The sequence below is a fragment of the Pseudomonas sp. SGAir0191 genome (assembly GCF_002812565.2).
Lineage (GTDB): Bacteria > Pseudomonadota > Gammaproteobacteria > Pseudomonadales > Pseudomonadaceae > Aquipseudomonas > Aquipseudomonas parafulva_B.
The window spans coordinates 1,802,501-1,818,915 of record NZ_CP025035.2 but is presented as its reverse complement, the minus strand read 5'-3'; the positions used below and the strand labels follow the sequence as shown (position 1 = coordinate 1,818,915).

Here is a 16,415-nt window from a genome sequence, read left to right as displayed (position 1 = left end):
AGGAAAAGCAAAAAGGGGGCCCTAGGCCCCCTCTGTGCTACGCGGTCAGGTGACCTGCCCTGAATCAGGCGTCAGGCGCTGCCTTGGCTTGCGGCTCGCTGTTCTCGTAGATCATCAGCGGCTGCGAGGTACCCTCGATGACGCTTTCATCGATCACCACCTTGCTGACTTCCTTCGCAGAAGGAATCTCGTACATGGTGTCGAGCAGCACCCCTTCCAAGATGGAACGCAGGCCACGGGCGCCAGTCTTGCGCTCCAAAGCTTTGCGAGCAACGGCCTTGAGCGCATCGCTGCGGAACTCGAGGTCGACGCTTTCCATCTCGAACAGCTTGGCGTACTGCTTGGTCAGCGCGTTCTTGGGCTCGGTCAAGATCTGGATAAGCGCTGCTTCGTCCAGCTCATCAAGCGTTGCCAATACGGGCAAGCGCCCCACGAACTCGGGGATCAGGCCAAACTTGACCAAGTCGTCAGGCTCGACCTCACGCAGAGATTCGCCGACTTTCTTGCCCTCCTCCTTGCTGCGCACTTCAGCACCAAAGCCCATACCACCTTTGGTGGAGCGGTTCTGAATGACCTTTTCGAGACCAGAGAACGCACCACCGCAGATGAACAGGATATTGCGGGTATCAACCTGCAAGAATTCCTGTTGCGGGTGCTTGCGACCGCCCTGTGGAGGTACGGAGGCAACGGTGCCCTCGATGAGCTTGAGCAAGGCTTGCTGCACACCTTCACCCGAAACGTCACGGGTGATGGACGGGTTATCCGACTTGCGCGAAATCTTGTCGATTTCGTCGATGTAGACAATACCCATCTGGGCCTTTTCCACATCGTAGTCGCACTTCTGCAGCAGCTTCTGAATGATGTTCTCGACGTCCTCGCCCACATAACCAGCTTCGGTCAGGGTGGTGGCGTCCGCGATTGTGAACGGTACGTTCAACAAGCGCGCTAGGGTTTCGGCGAGCAAGGTCTTACCCGAGCCCGTCGGGCCGATGAGCAGGATGTTGCTCTTGCCCAGCTCGACATCGTCACCCTTCTTGTCACGCTGGTTCAAGCGCTTGTAGTGGTTGTAAACCGCCACGGCAAGCACCTTTTTCGCGCGTTCCTGACCAATGACGTACTGGTCGAGGATACCGCTGATTTCTTTCGGCGAAGGCAATTTGTGCGCGCTGCTTTCGGCCTGAGCTTCCTGCACCTCCTCGCGGATGATGTCATTGCACAGGTCGACGCACTCGTCGCAGATAAATACCGAGGGCCCGGCAATCAGTTTGCGCACTTCGTGCTGGCTTTTGCCGCAGAAGGAGCAATAAAGCAATTTGCCGCTGTCCTCGCCGTTACGGGTGTCAGTCATTCGATCGATCCAATCCGGTAGGCTTGCAACACAAGATGAAGGCAATTGCGGGCTTTTTCAAGTCCGCAGGCAGGCGCATCATGCGCCTACCTGCCCTGGCCTCCCGCTTCAGGAAGCCAGTTGCCGCTTGTCGTATACCGAGTCGATCAGGCCGTACTCGGCTGCGCGCGAGGCGCTCATGAAGTTGTCACGCTCGGTGTCGCGCTTGATGGTCTCCAGATCCTGACCGGTGTGGTAGGCCAGAAGCTCGTTCAGGCGCGCCTTGATGTTCAGGATTTCCTGGGCATGGATTTCGATATCGGTAGCCTGGCCCTGGAACCCGCCCAAGGGCTGGTGAATCATCACACGCGAGTTCGGCAGGCAGTGACGCTTGCCCTTGGCACCGGCGGCGAGCAGGAACGCACCCATGCTGCAGGCCTGGCCGATGCAGATGGTCGATACGTCCGGCTTGATGAACTGCATGGTGTCGTAGATCGACATGCCGGCGGTTACGGACCCACCCGGCGAGTTGATGTACAGATGGATATCCTTGTCCGGGTTTTCCGCCTCAAGGAACAGCATCTGTGCGACGACGAGATTGGCCATGTAGTCTTCGACCGGGCCAACCAGGAAGATCACGCGCTCCTTCAGGAGGCGCGAGTAGATGTCGTAGGCGCGTTCGCCACGGGCGGACTGCTCGATAACCATAGGGACCAGGCCGCCTGCAGCCTGGATGTCAGAGCTCTGCTGAATAAAAGAATTGCGGGACATGTCCTGCGCTCACTCCCAAATAGTCATGGCTTGAATACACACAAGCCAGCGCGAAGGCTGGCTTGTGGGGGCTTCCTGCGAAAAGACCGCTTACTCGGCTTCGTCAGGTGCCTGGGCTGGCTTGACGGCCTCTTCATACGAGACCGACTTGTCAGTCACAGTCGCTTTCTGCAGAACAGTATCCACAACTTGTTCTTCAAGCACAACCGAACGCACTTCGTTCATCTGCTGGTCGTTCTTGTAGTACCACGCGATGACTTGCTCAGGCTCCTGGTAGGCCGAAGCCATCTCCTCGATCATCTCGCGAACCTTGGCATCGTCTGGCTTGAGGTCGTACTGCTTGACCACTTCTGCCACGATCAGGCCCAGCGCAACACGGCGCTTGGCTTGCTCTTCGAACAGCTCGGCCGGCAGTTGCTCAGGCTTGATGTTGCCACCGAACTGCTGAACAGCCTGCACGCGCAGACGATTGACTTCGTTTTCCAGCAAAGCCTTTGGCGCTTCGATCGGATTGGCAGCCAGCAGACCGTCCATGACCTGGTTCTTGACCTTGGTCTTGATGGCTTGGCGCAGCTCACGCTCCATGTTCTTACGAACTTCGGCGCGGAAGCCTTCCAGGGTCGATTCCTTGATACCGAACTGGGCGAAGAACGCTTCGTTCAGCTCAGGCAGCACAGGGGCCGACACGCTGTTGACGGTAATGGTGAACTCGGCGGCCTTGCCGGCCAGGTCCAAGTTCTGGTAGTCCTCTGGGAAGGTCACGTTGACGACGCGCTCTTCGCCAGCCTTGGCGCCGACCAGGCCGTCTTCGAAGCCTGGGATCATGCGGCCGGAGCCCAGCACCAACTGGGTACCTTTGGCCGAGCCACCGGCGAACGTTTCACCGTCAACCTTGCCAACGAAGTCGATGTTGAGCTGATCATCGGTTTGCGCGGCGCGCTCGACGGCTTCGAAGCGCGTGTTCTGCTTGCGCAGCACTTCCAGCATCTTGTCCAGGTCAGAATCGGCGACTTCGGCGCTCAGGCGCTCGACGGTGATCGACTCGAGGCCGGCAACGGTGAACTCCGGGAATACTTCGAAGATCGCGACGAACTCCAGGTCCTTGCCTTTTTCGAACGACTTCGGTTCTACGGACGGCGCGCCGGCAGGGTTCAGTTTCTGCTCGACAATGGCTTCGTAGAAGGAAGCCTGAACCAGATCACCGAAGGCTTCCTGGCGGGCATCGGCCTCGAAGCGCTGACGGATCACGCTCATGGGCACCTTGCCGGGGCGGAAGCCGGCAACCTTGGCGCGCTTGGCAGTCTGCTGCAGACGCTTGTTGACTTCGTTCTCGACGCGCTCAGCCGGAACGGCGATGGTCATGCGGCGCTCGAGAGCGGAAGTGTTTTCAACAGAAACTTGCATGGATATTCCTCGTTGCACAGACGTTAGCCGGCGTTAGCCCGACTCCAGAATCAAGGGCAAGCATTCTAGTGAGTCGCGCAGCAGAAGTCACCCCACTCGGGACGACCTGAAACAACGCCGGTCGATTAACTTTCAAGGGCCGCACGGCGAACCGCGCGACCTGTTTCCAAGAAGCCTGGCCAGACATTGCAACGATCACTTGCCGCAACATCTTGCTCAACAAATACACCTAGAACTGCGCGCCCCTCATTCGGGCTCTATCTCGTTGAACTCGCAGTACTCCTCCCAGGACAACCCCAGCGCATCGGCCACCTCCCGGTGGGTCTCAAGGCGCATGGCCCGCAATTGCTCCGGGGTTTCGGCGATCAGCTCAAGTGCGAGCTCCCAGGGCTGGATACCTTGCTCTTCAGCGGCATCCTCGAACGCCCATTGAATTTGCTGCGCCTGCTCACGCGCATCCAGCGCGCGGATTTCTTCGAGCAAGTGAGGGTTCGCTTCGGCGAAACGCTGCAGCGCGGCAGCCTGGCGGGCTTCTTTTGCGATCATTGGCTATGTCCTGGTATTTCCCGCTTCACCGGGTTTCAACCGGCTGAAATCTATCAGCTTTTATTGGGACGAAACCAGCGGATTGCAAGGGCGGCTTGCAATAAATACTGGCGCCACGACCCGAGGCAGCGCTGCCGAGCCATTAGGCAAGACGGGTGCTTGGGAGCGAGCCAGTCCAGCGCGTTGACCGCCCCGATCACCACAGGATCGACCGCGTCGCGCACCCACACAGGGTCCGGGCGCACCAAAAACGAAAGGCGCCCGATCTCGCGATCAAGGCGCCTTTCGTATTAAAGATGGGGTGGACGATGGGAATCGAACCCACGACAACTGGAATCACAATCCAGCGCTCTACCAACTGAGCTACGCCCACCATATTGCGGTGTAACGGTACTGCCTTACTGAAGCATGGTGCGGACGAAGAGACTCGAACTCTTACAGCTTGCGCCGCTGGAACCTAAATCCAGTGTGTCTACCAATTTCACCACGTCCGCGTAACGCTTAAAACAAAGGCGCCAGTTACCGCGCGGCGCCTTCGAAGAATATGGGGTGGACGATGGGAATCGAACCCACGACAACTGGAATCACAATCCAGCGCTCTACCAACTGAGCTACGCCCACCATAACGCGTTCAAACACCTTGCTTGCCAAAGCTGCCTAAGTGGCGCACCCGGCAGGACTCGAACCTGCGACCATCCGCTTAGAAGGCGGATGCTCTATCCAGCTGAGCTACGGGCGCTTAAGCTTGAAGCCTAACCGAACAAGGCACTGACAGCTCACTGCCAAACGACTCATTCTGCCCGACTTCGCCAACCAGTGCTAGGCTGTGCCCGACAAGTGCGGCGAATCTTATAGCCGACCCCTGGGGTCGTCAACAACTTTCTAAAAAAAAATTTAGATTATTGAAGGGGTTAGGGCATTTGCCCGACCGCCCGCCTTTGCCCTCCGGCCATGTCGTGCGAGAATACGCGTTCTTTATTGTTTCCCTTCCGATGGTTAATCACGCGTCTATGACTGCACAACTAATCGATGGCAAGGCGATTGCCGCCAAGCTGCGCCAGCAAATCGCTCAACGTGTCGCGCAGCGGCGCCAGGAGGGCCTGCGCACGCCGGGCCTGGCAGTGATTCTGGTCGGCACCGACCCTGCCTCCCAGGTCTACGTCTCGCACAAGCGCAAGGATTGCGAAGAAGTAGGCTTCCTGTCGCAGGCCTTCGACCTGCCTAGCCACACCACGCAAGAAGCGCTTACTGAACTGATCGATCGCCTCAATGACGACCCCTCCATTGACGGCATCCTGCTCCAACTGCCGCTGCCCGCGCACCTCGACGCGTCGTTGCTGCTCGAGCGCATCCGCCCGGACAAGGATGTGGACGGCTTCCACCCCTATAACGTCGGTCGCCTTGCACAGCGCATCCCGCTGCTGCGCCCCTGCACACCCAAGGGCATCATGACCCTGCTCCAGAGCACCGGGCAGGACCTGTACGGCATGAATGCGGTGATCGTCGGCGCCTCGAACATCGTTGGCCGGCCAATGGCGCTGGAGTTGTTGCTCAGCGGCTGTACGATCACCGTGTGCCATCGCTTCACCCAGGACCTGGCAGGGCATGTCGGGCGCGCGGACCTGGTGGTCGTTGCCGCCGGCAAGCCTGGGTTGGTCAAGGGCGAATGGATCAAGGAAGGTGCCATCGTCATCGACGTCGGTATCAACCGTCAGGAGGATGGCAAGCTGGTGGGCGATGTCGTCTACGAAACCGCCCTTCCCCGTGCTGGCTGGATTACCCCGGTACCAGGCGGCGTGGGGCCGATGACCCGCGCCTGCCTGTTGGAAAACACCTTGTATGCGGCCGAAACGCTTCACGGCGATTGAGGCAAGCGAGCATGGCGGCCCTGCCGTCATTGCTTGAGCGACGGGCGGTTATCTACCGCCCCATCCTCATTCAGGCGAATTCGATTATTGGCCAGCCTGCCCGCCCTGCCGCTGCGTTTAGTCACCGCTAATCGCGCACCTCTGATATCGAACGCCAGACTCCTCTCGGCTCCTCCTGCCAGCGCGTGACAATTCGCACTGTATGGTTCAGCTAACAATCTATTGCCCCATTGGGTTTCCAATAAACACAGATGCGCTAAACCCGCGGGCCTGCGCAAGCCTCATCACATCCCCTTGGGATCTGTATCTAAAACGCTTTCGCGTTGAATGCCGCCCTCCATGGCAAGCTTATTGCTGCCTGTAGCATGTTGCCTGAGCTCTAGGCCCTCTGATAGGTGAGCTGACATTTAATGCACTCCAACAGAGCATCGAGCGTTTACATGCACCATGACTGGTCAGACCGGTAAGGCCAAAAAAGCTTGCACTGCGCCGAAAATAGGCGTTTTATGGCCAAGCGCTGAACAAACCGGTAAGACCACAATAATTAAGTCCTGCGCTCATTCGCCCCGTGCGGCCAACGAAGCAAGGACACCGACCTGAGATCACTCCCATGCTCAAATGGTGCTCGCGTTCGATCTTCCTTCAAGTCGTGCTGGGCCTGGCCCTTGGCGTTGCCTGCGGCCTGAGTTTCCCCGACCTCTCCTTGCAGCTCAAACCCCTCGGCGATGGCTTCATCAAGCTGATCAAGATGCTGATCGGCCTGATCGTCTTTTGCGTAGTGGTCAGCGGTATTTCCGGTGCCGGTGACCTGAAGAAGGTCGGTCGCATCGGCCTCAAATCGGTCATCTATTTCGAAGTGCTTACCACGCTGGCGCTGGTCATCGGCCTGGTGTTCGCGTTCACCAGTGGTATCGGTAGCGGCGCCAACATCCACCTCGACCAGTTGTCCGGCGCTGATGCCAACAGCCTGGCCGAGCGTGGTCAGCATATCCATGGCGCCACAGCGTTCTTTATGGACCTGATCCCCACCTCGGTGGTAGGTGCCTTTGCTGACAACAACATCCTGCAGGTACTGTTGTTCTCGGTACTGTTCGGCAGCGCGCTCAACCTGGTGGGCGATTCGGCTGCGGGCATTTCGCGGCTGATCAACGAGCTCAGCCATGTGATCTTCCGCATCATGGGCATGATCGTGCGTCTGGCGCCCATTGGCGTGTTCGGCGCCATCGCCTTCACGACCAGCAAGTACGGCCTGGAGTCGCTCCAGCATCTGGGCGGCCTGGTGGCGTTGTTCTACCTCACGTGCGCAGGGTTCGTGCTGATCGTGCTGGGTACCGTCATGCGTTTGTCGGGGCTGAAATTGCTGCCCCTGATCAAGTATTTACGCGAAGAGCTGACCATCGTCCTGGGTACGGCTTCTTCCGATGCCGTGCTACCGCAGATCATGCGCAAGCTCGAACACCTGGGCATCGGCAGCTCAACGGTCGGGCTGGTGATTCCAACTGGCTATTCCTTTAACCTTGATGGTTTCTCCATCTACCTGACCTTGGCCATTGTCTTCATCGCCAATGCCACCGGTACGCCCCTGGCGATGACAGACCTGCTGACGATCTTGCTGGTTTCACTGGTCACGTCCAAGGGCGCGCATGGGATTCCAGGCTCGGCGCTGGTGATTCTTGCCGCGACACTGACTGCAGTCCCTGCGATCCCGGTGGTGGGCCTGGTACTGGTACTCGCTGTGGATTGGTTCATGGGTATCGGACGCGCGCTGACCAACCTGATCGGCAATTGCGTTGCCACCGTGGCCATCGCCCGCTGGGAAAAAGACATCGACCTGGAGCGCGCTCAGAACGTGCTCGACGGCAAGCCTGGCTTTGCGCATAACCCGCGCAAGCAGCCTGCAGCCCACCAACAGGAATTCTGAAAGAAAAGGGCCGGCTCGCATGCCGGCCCCTGAAGGAGCGAAACGTGATCAGCTCATCAACCGTCGTCAACGCTGTGGTGGAAAAGCTGCGTCAAGCCCTCGCCCGTGGCCAATGGCGCAGTGGCGACATGCTCCCTGGCCAGCGAGAATTGGCCGAGCAATTGGGCATCAGCCGCCCGAGCCTGCGTGAGGCGGTCATCGTGCTCGAGACCCTTGGGCTGGTGCGCGCTTTGCCAGGCAAAGGTGTGCTGGTGCTGGATGCCGATACAGCTACCTCGGCTTCGGCGTCCACTGCCAGTGCACAGGCCAGCCTCGCCGATGTGCTTGAACTGCGCTATACCCTCGAACCCTTCATCGTCGGACTGGTGGCCCAGTCGGCCAACAGCCAGGACATCGGCCAGTTACGGTTGACCTTGATGGACATGCGTGAAGCCCTTGAGGCCGATGACAGCGAAGCAGGCATGAACGCTTACATTGCATTCCACCAGGCGCTGTTTGCCCTGACCACCAACCCCATTTTCCAGAGCGTCGTACAGCAAACGGGCATTGCCCTGAAGCAAAGCGCCGACATGCTGCGCAATTCACCCGAGCACCTGGCCGCCCGTCTCAAGGAAAACGAAGCCGTGGTGCGGGCGATTCGTGAGCGCAATAGCACCCAGGCCAGCACCCAGATGCGGCAACACATTCTCGCCGAGGGTTTGCGCATGGGCATTGCGCTCAATGTGCCGGACGAACATCGGCACCCATAATCCAGGAGAGCAATCATGAAGGGTGCACATCACCTGCCCGACCTGCTTGCAGCCGGTGAGACCCGGCTTTGCGCCGAACAGATCTACCCACGGTTGTTCGATGCCATTCTGGAGCAACGCCTGCCGCCTGGCACTTTGCTGCCAGAGCAAGCGCTGGGCCAGGCATTCGGCGTGAGCCGTACGGTCATCCGCCGAGTGCTAGGGCGCTTGAGCGACCAGCAGGTAGTGATACAACGCCCAAGCCATACGGCTCATCTGGTTGCGCCCGATCCGAATCAGGCACGCCAGGTACTGAGTGCGCGGCGGCTTGCCGAAACCACGCTGATAACCCTGGCCGTCGAGCGCGCCCGTCCCGGGCAAATCAAGCAGCTGCGCCAATTGGTCGAGCGTGAACGCGTGCATCATGAAAAGGGCGAACGCTGCGCCGCTATACGTCTAGGTGGTGAGTTTCATCTGAAACTGGCCCAGGTGGCGGACAATGCTCCGTTGTCGCGCTTTCTCAATGGGTTGGTGCCCATGACGTCCCTTATCATTGCGCGCTACGAGTCACCGCGCTGTGACCATTGCGCCTGGCAAGAACATGCAGCGCTGATCGAGGCGCTCGAGCGAGGCGATGCACAGTCCGCCCTCGCCCTGATGAACGAGCACCTTGACCGGCTTGAAGCCAAGCTTCAACTGGACTGAGCCAGGTGATTTCAGCGAACCTGCTGACAGCAGCGCCTCAAGTTGCTGCCATTGCCGAACTGGGCAGGCCAAACATTTTGTCGAAAGCCCAGTTGTAGGCAAATGTATAGCAAGGCACCAGTACGATGAATGCCATGTCCACCAGCAGCGCATCGAGCAGGCTCATGTCCAACCACCACGCGATCAGCGGAATCAGGTAGATCACGAGGGTCAGCTGAAACCCTACTGCGTGCACTACGCGCCGAGCCACGCTGCGCCCTCGTGTGGCTTGCCGGCTTTCCCAATATTCAAACAGCGTGTTGTAGACCAGGTTCCAGATCATGGCGATGGTGGTGATCATCACCGCGAGCGGCCCCGTGTGAGAAGCCTGGGTGTCGGACAGGTAGGCCAGACCCAGGGTGGACATGCACAGGCCAATCAATTCATAAAACGTCACATAAACCAGTTTGCGCTTCAAACCCTGCACTGCATCGACCTCATCTGAATGGCTTGGACCGGGTATAGTGCGTCACTGCATCTGACAGTAAAAGTCAGCAGCTTTCAGCCTGACTGACAGGAGAAGCGTGTGTCATTCACCAGTGAAACTATCCAGGTTTTTCTCACCGTGCTGGACAAAGGCTCATTCTCTGCCGCCGCGCGCAGCCTGCAGCGCGTGCCCTCGGCGGTCAGCATGGCAATCGGCAACCTGGAGGCCGAGCTGGGCTACAGCCTGTTCCAGCGCGGAGCTCGCGATGTTCGACCCACAGTCCAAGCCCTTGCGCTTGAGCCCCATGCGCGGTTGATTGCCGAGCAGTTGGGTTTGCTGCAAGTGCATGCCGTAGAGCTCTCCGAGGGCCTGGAAAGCAACCTGACCCTGGCGGTGGTGCCGGACGTCGATCAGCAGCTGCTAATAGCGGCCATTGCCGAGCTCGGTAAACGTTATCCATTGCTTGAAGTCGCGATACTGAGTGCGCCGCAAGAACAAGCGCTGGATTTGCTGGACAGCGGTCGGGCCGACCTGTGCGTGGCATTTGCAGGTCTTCACGTCGACCCGCAGCGCGGGTTTCAGCTGATTGGCGTCGAGTCTCTGGTGGCGACCCTTGCTCCCCATCATCCGGCCGCACGGCCTGGTGTAATACAGAACCTCGAAGACCTTACAGCCGTGCGGCAGATCCTGGTACGCAGCCGCGACCTGCCGTTGACCGACCCGCGCATGGTCATTGGTGCCACGCATTGGACGACCGACAGCTTCGACCTCGCCTTGCAGATGGTCGAGGCAGGCCTGGGCTGGGGTGACCTGCCGCTGTCCAGGGTCGCGCCGCTGTTGGAGGCAGGCCGCCTGAAACGTTTGGCCTTCCAGAACACGCGCAACGAGCTGCAACTCCCGGTGCATGTGTTCTGGCGTAAGCAGCAACCGCTGCTCAAGGCTGCCAGGATACTGGTCGAGCGGCTGGCCTTGAGGTGATCGCCGCTTGTCGAAAGCTGTGAGAAATTTCCGTAGGCGTATCAACCTTTTACCCGCCACGCCGATACCCCTTTCGACAGGGCTGACAGCGCACCACACCCGCGCTGTGCCCTCCCGTTAATGGCTCAAGGTCTCGAAACATGAACCTGAAATTTCGCCACAAGATTCTGCTCAGCGCCAGCGGCGTAGTGGTACTGGCATTCGCCTTGTTCACGCTGTACAACGATTACCTGCAACGCAATACGATCCGGCAGAACATCGAGGCATCGGTGGAACAATCCGGCGCATTGACCGCCAGCAGCGTGCAGAACTGGATGAGCGGGCGCATTCTCGTGCTGGAAAACCTGGCCCAAGATATTGCCCAGCTCGGAACGGGGGACATCCTCGCTGGCCTGGTGGATCAGCCTTCCTATACGCGCAACTTCCTCTTCACCTACATGGGCCAGGCTAACGGGGTATTCACGCAGCGCCCTGATGCGCAAATGCCTGCAGACTATGATCCACGCAAACGCCCTTGGTACAGCGCCGCTGCCAACGCCGGCCAGACCTTGCTGACGCCGCCCTATCAAGCGGCTGTGGGTGGCTTGGTGGTGACGGTAGCCATCCCGGTCAAAAGCCGGTCCAACGGCGAGCTGCTGGGTGTAGTGGGCGGCGACGTCAGCCTCGATACGCTGGTCGAAATCATCAACAGCGTCGACTTTGGCGGCATAGGCCACGCCTTCCTCGCCGACAGCGATGGCCAGGTGATCGTCAGTCCTGACAAAGACCAGGTCATGAAAAACCTCAAGGACATCTACCCTGGCACCAACCTGCGCGTTGCACCGGGTATGCAGGACGTCGTGCTCAATGGCCAGGAACGCTTGATCTCATTTGCGCCAGTGGCGGGCCTGCCCTCGGCCAAGTGGTACATCGGTCTTTCGATCGACAAGGACAAGGCTTATGCAGCCCTGAGCCAGTTCCGTACTTCGGCACTGATCGCCATGCTCATCGCGGTCGCTGCCATCGCAGGCCTGCTTGGCTTGCTGATTCCGGTGCTGATGCGCCCCTTGACCGCCATGGGACGCGCCATGCGTGACATCGCCGAAGGCGAAGGTGACCTGACCCGCCGGCTGGCGGTGCAGCATCAGGATGAGTTCGGCGAGTTGGCTACTTCTTTCAACCGCTTCGTTGAACGTATCCATGCCTCCATCAGCGAGGTGTCCTCGGCCACACGGCTGGTCCACGACCTGTCTGAAAAAGTCGTCAGCGCTTCCAATGCCTCCATCAACGGTTCTGAAGAACAAAGCATGCGCACCAACAGCGTGGCGGCAGCGATCAATGAACTGGGTGCCGCGACCCAGGAAATCGCGCGTAACGCAGCCGATGCATCGCAGCATGCGAGCGGCGCCAGTGAGCAGGCCCACGATGGACGTGCCGTGGTGGAGGAAGCGATCAGCGCCATGACCTCGCTGTCGCAGCGCATCAGCGAATCGTGTGCACAAATCGAAACCCTGAACGCCAGCACCGACGAAATTGGCAAGATCCTGGATGTGATCAAGGGCATTTCTCAGCAAACCAACTTGTTGGCCTTGAACGCGGCCATCGAAGCCGCTCGCGCTGGCGAGGCCGGCCGTGGCTTTGCCGTTGTGGCTGATGAAGTGCGAAATCTTGCCCACCGTACGCAGGAGTCAGCCGAGGAAATCCATCGAATGATCACCGGCCTGCAGGTCGGCTCACGCGAGGCGGTGCATACGATGAATACCAGCCAGGTTTCCAGTGAGCAAACCGTTCAGGTAGCCAACCAGGCTGGTGAACGCCTTGCCAGCGTGACTCAGCGCATTGGCGAAATCGACGGCATGAATCAGTCGGTGGCCACCGCCACCGAAGAGCAGACTGCCGTGGTGGAAAGCCTCAACCTGGATATCACCCAGATCAATGCGTTGAACCAGCAGGGTGTGGAGAATCTCAACGAAACGCTGCGCCATTGTGATCAATTGGCCCAGCAAGCCGGCCGGTTGAAGCAGCTGGTGGGCAGTTTCCGGATCTGATTGTTTAACGTCGTATGGGGGCAGCGCCATGATGCGGGCTGCCCCCAGTTATAACCTAATAACGAACAAGTCTATTTGGCTATAAAAAAATCTATATGCTGGCTGCATCCGATAACGGGCAAAGCTGGGCAGTCGAGTAGCGTATGGATGTAGGTTCTTTCGGTTTTACCATTGCAGGATTGGTCGTAGGGTTCATCGTTGGCATGACAGGTGTAGGCGGTGGCTCGCTGATGACGCCAATCCTGCTGTGGTTCGGGATCAACCCAGCAACGGCAGTGGGTACCGACTTGCTCTATGCGGCGATCACCAAGGCCAGCGGCGTATGGGTACATGCGCGTAACAAGAACATCGATTGGAAGATCACGGGGCTCCTCAGCCTGGGGAGCGTTCCCGCGGCTGCACTGACGCTGTGGTTCCTCAGTACGCTGCACACCGACACCACGGCCGTAAACGCGATCATCAAGCAGGGCCTAGCCGTTGTATTGATCCTCACAGCCTTGGCTATCTTGTTCAAATCGCGGTTGCAGGCATTCGCTAGCCGCCACGCCGGTGACCATTACCATCTGAGCGATCGTAGCCTCAATACCCTGACTGTCCTGACCGGCGTCGTATTGGGTGTCATGGTAACGCTCACCTCCATCGGCGCTGGCGCACTGGGCACCGTCGCCCTCTTCCTGCTCTACCCTTCCCTGATTACACGTCGCCTGGTTGGCACCGAGATAGCTCATGCCGTCCCGCTCACGTTGGTGGCTGGGCTGGGTCATGCGGGCATGGGTAACATGGACTGGTCATTGCTCGGCTACCTGCTGCTGGGATCACTGCCGGGTATCTACCTGGGTAGCCACCTGACCGGGCGCATATCGGACCGCGTGCTGCGCCCGTGCTTGGCCGCGATGCTACTGTTGATTGGCTATAAGCTGGCGTTCTGAGGGCAGTTGATCCTCAACCGCCACTGGCCGCTGAAGCTCAATTCGATGCGTGACAATGGCAGGACATCGATGCGTTGGGCTGCCACCATTGGGCAGCCCAGCACCTGTACCAATACTGCACGCATGACCATTGGGTGAGTGACAGCGAACCATTCACCCGGCAGCTCAAAATCCTTCAGCCAAACGCTCATACGATGGCAGAGCGCTTGAAAAGACTCCCCTCCATGCACCTCGCTCGCGGGGTTCTCCAGCCAGTCGGCCAAGGCTGACGGCTGCTCGGCTTGTACGCGCTTTAACGCCAGCCCTTGCCATCGCCCCATGTTGCAATCCGCCAATCCTGACGCAATTGTTGCATCGCCCAAGGCCAGGGCGGTTTGCTGAGCGCGCTGTTCCGGCGCTGTCAGGATCTGAAATTTACCGTGCGGTACGCAGCGGTGGGGTGCGGACACCAGTGGCTCTTCCGGCTCAGGAAAATACCCACGCTTTTGCGCCAGCGTTAGTCCATGGCAGATCATCGTCAGGCGAGTGGCTTTCACCTTTTGGGCCTCTAGGGTAGGAATGAATTCAGTTAGCCCCGAAGGCGATCATCCTAGTGACCTCGTCCGGAGCGGCATAGCCTACGCAGGATGATTCATTAATCACACACAGTTGTTGTTTTTCAACGCCCTGCTCACGGGCAGATGGAGAAGCAACGTTGAGACTTTTTGCAGCCCAAAGACAAAACCCCTACCTGCATGCGCAGATAGGGGTTTTGCGAAATGAATCTTGACGATGACCTACTCTCACATGGGGAAACCCCACACTACCATCGGCGATGCATCGTTTCACTACTGAGTTCGGGATGGGATCAGGTGGTTCCAATGCTCTATGGTCGTCAAGAAATTTTGTAGCCAGAATGTCCTGTTGGACAGCCCAGCGAATTCGGATATGTGATATTTGTGATGCGTTACGAACTTTCGGTTCATGTCATCTTCACCACCGCAATCTGCAAAAGCAAATTGCTTGGGTGTTATATGGTCAAGCCTCACGGGCAATTAGTATTGGTTAGCTCAACGCCTCACAGCGCTTACACACCCAACCTATCAACGTCGTAGTCTTCGACGGCCCTTTAGGGGATTCAAGATCCCAGTGAGATCTCATCTTGAGGCAAGTTTCCCGCTTAGATGCTTTCAGCGGTTATCTCTTCCGAACATAGCTACCCGGCAATGCCACTGGCGTGACAACCGGAACACCAGAGGTTCGTCCACTCCGGTCCTCTCGTACTAGGAGCAGCCCCTCTCAAATCTCAAACGTCCACGGCAGATAGGGACCGAACTGTCTCACGACGTTCTAAACCCAGCTCGCGTACCACTTTAAATGGCGAACAGCCATACCCTTGGGACCGGCTTCAGCCCCAGGATGTGATGAGCCGACATCGAGGTGCCAAACACCGCCGTCGATATGAACTCTTGGGCGGTATCAGCCTGTTATCCCCGGAGTACCTTTTATCCGTTGAGCGATGGCCCTTCCATACAGAACCACCGGATCACTAAGACCTACTTTCGTACCTGCTCGACGTGTGTGTCTCGCAGTCAAGCGCGCTTTTGCCTTTATACTCTACGACCGATTTCCGACCGGTCTGAGCGCACCTTCGTACTCCTCCGTTACTCTTTGGGAGGAGACCGCCCCAGTCAAACTACCCACCATACACTGTCCTCGATCCGGATAACGGACCTGAGTTAGAACCTCAAAGTTGCCAGGGTGGTATTTCAAGGATGGCTCCATGAGAACTGGCGTCCCCACTTCAAAGCCTCCCACCTATCCTACACAAGCAAATTCAAAGTCCAGTGCAAAGCTATAGTAAAGGTTCACGGGGTCTTTCCGTCTAGCCGCGGATACACTGCATCTTCACAGCGATTTCAATTTCACTGAGTCTCGGGTGGAGACAGCGCCGCCATCGTTACGCCATTCGTGCAGGTCGGAACTTACCCGACAAGGAATTTCGCTACCTTAGGACCGTTATAGTTACGGCCGCCGTTTACCGGGGCTTCGATCAAGAGCTTCGCTTGCGCTAACCCCATCAATTAACCTTCCGGCACCGGGCAGGCGTCACACCCTATACGTCCACTTTCGTGTTTGCAGAGTGCTGTGTTTTTAATAAACAGTCGCAGCGGCCTGGTATCTTCGACCAGCAAAAGCTTACGGGGCAAGCCCTTCACCTTCGCCGGCGCACCTTCTCCCGAAGTTACGGTGCCATTTTGCCTAGTTCCTTCACCCGAGTTCTCTCAAGCGCCTTGGTATTCTCTACCTAACCACCTGTGTCGGTTTGGGGTACGGTTCCCAGTTATCTGAAGCTTAGGAGCTTTTCTTGGAAGCATGGTATCAACCACTTCGTCGCCTAAAGGCAACTCGTCATCAGCTCTCGGCCTTGAAATCCCGGATTTGCCTAAGATTTCAGCCTACCACCTTAAACCTGGACAACCAACGCCAGGCTGGCCTAACCTTCTCCGTCCCTCCATCGCAATAACTGGAAGTACAGGAATATTAACCTGTTTTCCATCGACTACGCTTTTCAGCCTCGCCTTAGGGACCGACTAACCCTGCGTCGATTAACGTTGCGCAGGAAACCTTGGTCTTTCGGCGTGCGAGTTTTTCACTCGCATTGTCGTTACTCATGTCAGCATTCGCACTTCTGATACCTCCAGCAAGCTTCTCAACTCACCTTCACAGGCTTACAGAACGCTCCTCTACCGCATCACCATAAGG

The 16,415-nt window shown here is 58.1% G+C and carries 13 protein-coding genes, 4 tRNA genes, 2 rRNA genes and 1 pseudogene (1 of these 20 cut by a window edge); 8 read left to right on the top strand and 12 right to left on the bottom strand.

What is annotated here, in order from left to right; translation table 11 throughout:
* Positions 1-64 precede the first annotated feature (64 nt).
* The 8 genes from clpX to CWR53_RS08230 all read right to left on the bottom strand — a co-directional run bounded on the left by clpX (position 65) and on the right by CWR53_RS08230 (position 4,787).
* On the bottom strand, positions 65-1,348 hold the full coding sequence (gene clpX, locus CWR53_RS08265) for an ATP-dependent Clp protease ATP-binding subunit ClpX (protein ID WP_023536000.1): 1,284 nt from the start codon (positions 1,346-1,348) through the stop codon (positions 65-67).
* A gap of 108 nt (positions 1,349-1,456) precedes the next feature.
* Entirely contained in the window at positions 1,457-2,098 is a 642-nt protein-coding gene (gene clpP, locus CWR53_RS08260) for an ATP-dependent Clp endopeptidase proteolytic subunit ClpP (protein WP_023536171.1), read from the bottom strand.
* Between the two features lie 90 nt (positions 2,099-2,188).
* Positions 2,189-3,502, bottom strand: a complete 1,314-nt coding sequence (tig, locus tag CWR53_RS08255; RefSeq protein ID WP_058603779.1) for a trigger factor — start codon at positions 3,500-3,502, stop codon at positions 2,189-2,191.
* Positions 3,503-3,748: 246 nt separating this feature from the next.
* Complete coding sequence (locus CWR53_RS08250; RefSeq protein WP_058603778.1) at positions 3,749-4,048, bottom strand: DUF6388 family protein; 300 nt, start codon at positions 4,046-4,048, stop codon at positions 3,749-3,751.
* 297 nt (positions 4,049-4,345) lie between these two features.
* Positions 4,346-4,421: transfer RNA gene (locus CWR53_RS08245), tRNA-His, on the bottom strand.
* A 36-nt stretch (positions 4,422-4,457) separates the two neighbouring features.
* A tRNA-Leu gene (locus tag CWR53_RS08240) sits at positions 4,458-4,542 on the bottom strand.
* A 51-nt stretch (positions 4,543-4,593) separates the two neighbouring features.
* Positions 4,594-4,669 (bottom strand) — tRNA-His (locus CWR53_RS08235).
* A gap of 41 nt (positions 4,670-4,710) precedes the next feature.
* Positions 4,711-4,787: transfer RNA gene (locus CWR53_RS08230), tRNA-Arg, on the bottom strand.
* Positions 4,788-5,058: 271 nt separating this feature from the next.
* On the opposite strand from CWR53_RS08230, the gene folD reads away from it, so the two are divergent.
* The 4 genes from folD (at position 5,059) to CWR53_RS08210 (ending at position 9,270) form a co-directional block, all read left to right on the top strand.
* Positions 5,059-5,916 carry a bifunctional methylenetetrahydrofolate dehydrogenase/methenyltetrahydrofolate cyclohydrolase FolD gene (gene folD / locus CWR53_RS08225; RefSeq protein ID WP_058603777.1) on the top strand — a complete coding sequence of 286 codons (858 nt, stop codon included), beginning with the start codon at positions 5,059-5,061 and terminating at the stop codon, positions 5,914-5,916.
* A gap of 610 nt (positions 5,917-6,526) precedes the next feature.
* Complete coding sequence (locus CWR53_RS08220; protein WP_058603776.1) at positions 6,527-7,837, top strand: C4-dicarboxylate transporter DctA; 1,311 nt, start codon at positions 6,527-6,529, stop codon at positions 7,835-7,837.
* 44 nt (positions 7,838-7,881) lie between these two features.
* Entirely contained in the window at positions 7,882-8,586 is a 705-nt protein-coding gene (locus CWR53_RS08215; RefSeq protein ID WP_100851222.1) for a FadR/GntR family transcriptional regulator, read from the top strand.
* A 15-nt stretch (positions 8,587-8,601) separates the two neighbouring features.
* Complete coding sequence (locus CWR53_RS08210) at positions 8,602-9,270, top strand: GntR family transcriptional regulator (RefSeq protein ID WP_100851221.1); 669 nt, start codon at positions 8,602-8,604, stop codon at positions 9,268-9,270.
* A gap of 37 nt (positions 9,271-9,307) precedes the next feature.
* Here the strand turns inward: CWR53_RS08210 and CWR53_RS08205 are convergent, their stop codons facing one another.
* Positions 9,308-9,736: a PACE efflux transporter gene (locus tag CWR53_RS08205; protein WP_058603773.1), complete on the bottom strand. Its 429-nt coding sequence runs from the start codon at positions 9,734-9,736 to the stop codon at positions 9,308-9,310.
* A 99-nt stretch (positions 9,737-9,835) separates the two neighbouring features.
* Between CWR53_RS08205 and CWR53_RS08200 the strand changes: the two genes are divergently transcribed.
* The 4 genes and pseudogenes from CWR53_RS08200 (at position 9,836) to CWR53_RS08190 (ending at position 13,670) form a co-directional block, all read left to right on the top strand.
* Positions 9,836-10,714: a LysR family transcriptional regulator gene (locus CWR53_RS08200; RefSeq protein WP_058603772.1), complete on the top strand. Its 879-nt coding sequence runs from the start codon at positions 9,836-9,838 to the stop codon at positions 10,712-10,714.
* Positions 10,715-10,854: 140 nt separating this feature from the next.
* A pseudogene (locus CWR53_RS23475) lies at positions 10,855-11,838 on the top strand (cache domain-containing protein); the annotation flags it as partial.
* 162 nt (positions 11,839-12,000) lie between these two features.
* Positions 12,001-12,741: a methyl-accepting chemotaxis protein gene (locus CWR53_RS23470; RefSeq protein ID WP_371259668.1), complete on the top strand. Its 741-nt coding sequence runs from the start codon at positions 12,001-12,003 to the stop codon at positions 12,739-12,741.
* A 143-nt stretch (positions 12,742-12,884) separates the two neighbouring features.
* Entirely contained in the window at positions 12,885-13,670 is a 786-nt protein-coding gene (locus CWR53_RS08190) for a sulfite exporter TauE/SafE family protein (protein WP_100851219.1), read from the top strand.
* Here CWR53_RS08190 and CWR53_RS08185 read toward each other — a convergent pair.
* The 3 genes from CWR53_RS08185 to CWR53_RS08175 form a co-directional block, all read right to left on the bottom strand.
* Positions 13,652-14,206, bottom strand: a complete 555-nt coding sequence (locus CWR53_RS08185) for a histidine phosphatase family protein (protein WP_100851218.1) — start codon at positions 14,204-14,206, stop codon at positions 13,652-13,654. The two genes, CWR53_RS08190 and CWR53_RS08185, sit on opposite strands and share 19 nt — an antisense overlap.
* Positions 14,207-14,433: 227 nt before the next feature.
* A 5S ribosomal RNA gene (gene rrf / locus CWR53_RS08180) occupies positions 14,434-14,549 on the bottom strand.
* Positions 14,550-14,683: 134 nt separating this feature from the next.
* Positions 14,684-16,415: ribosomal RNA gene (locus tag CWR53_RS08175) — 23S ribosomal RNA — on the bottom strand; it runs 1,161 nt beyond the window's last position.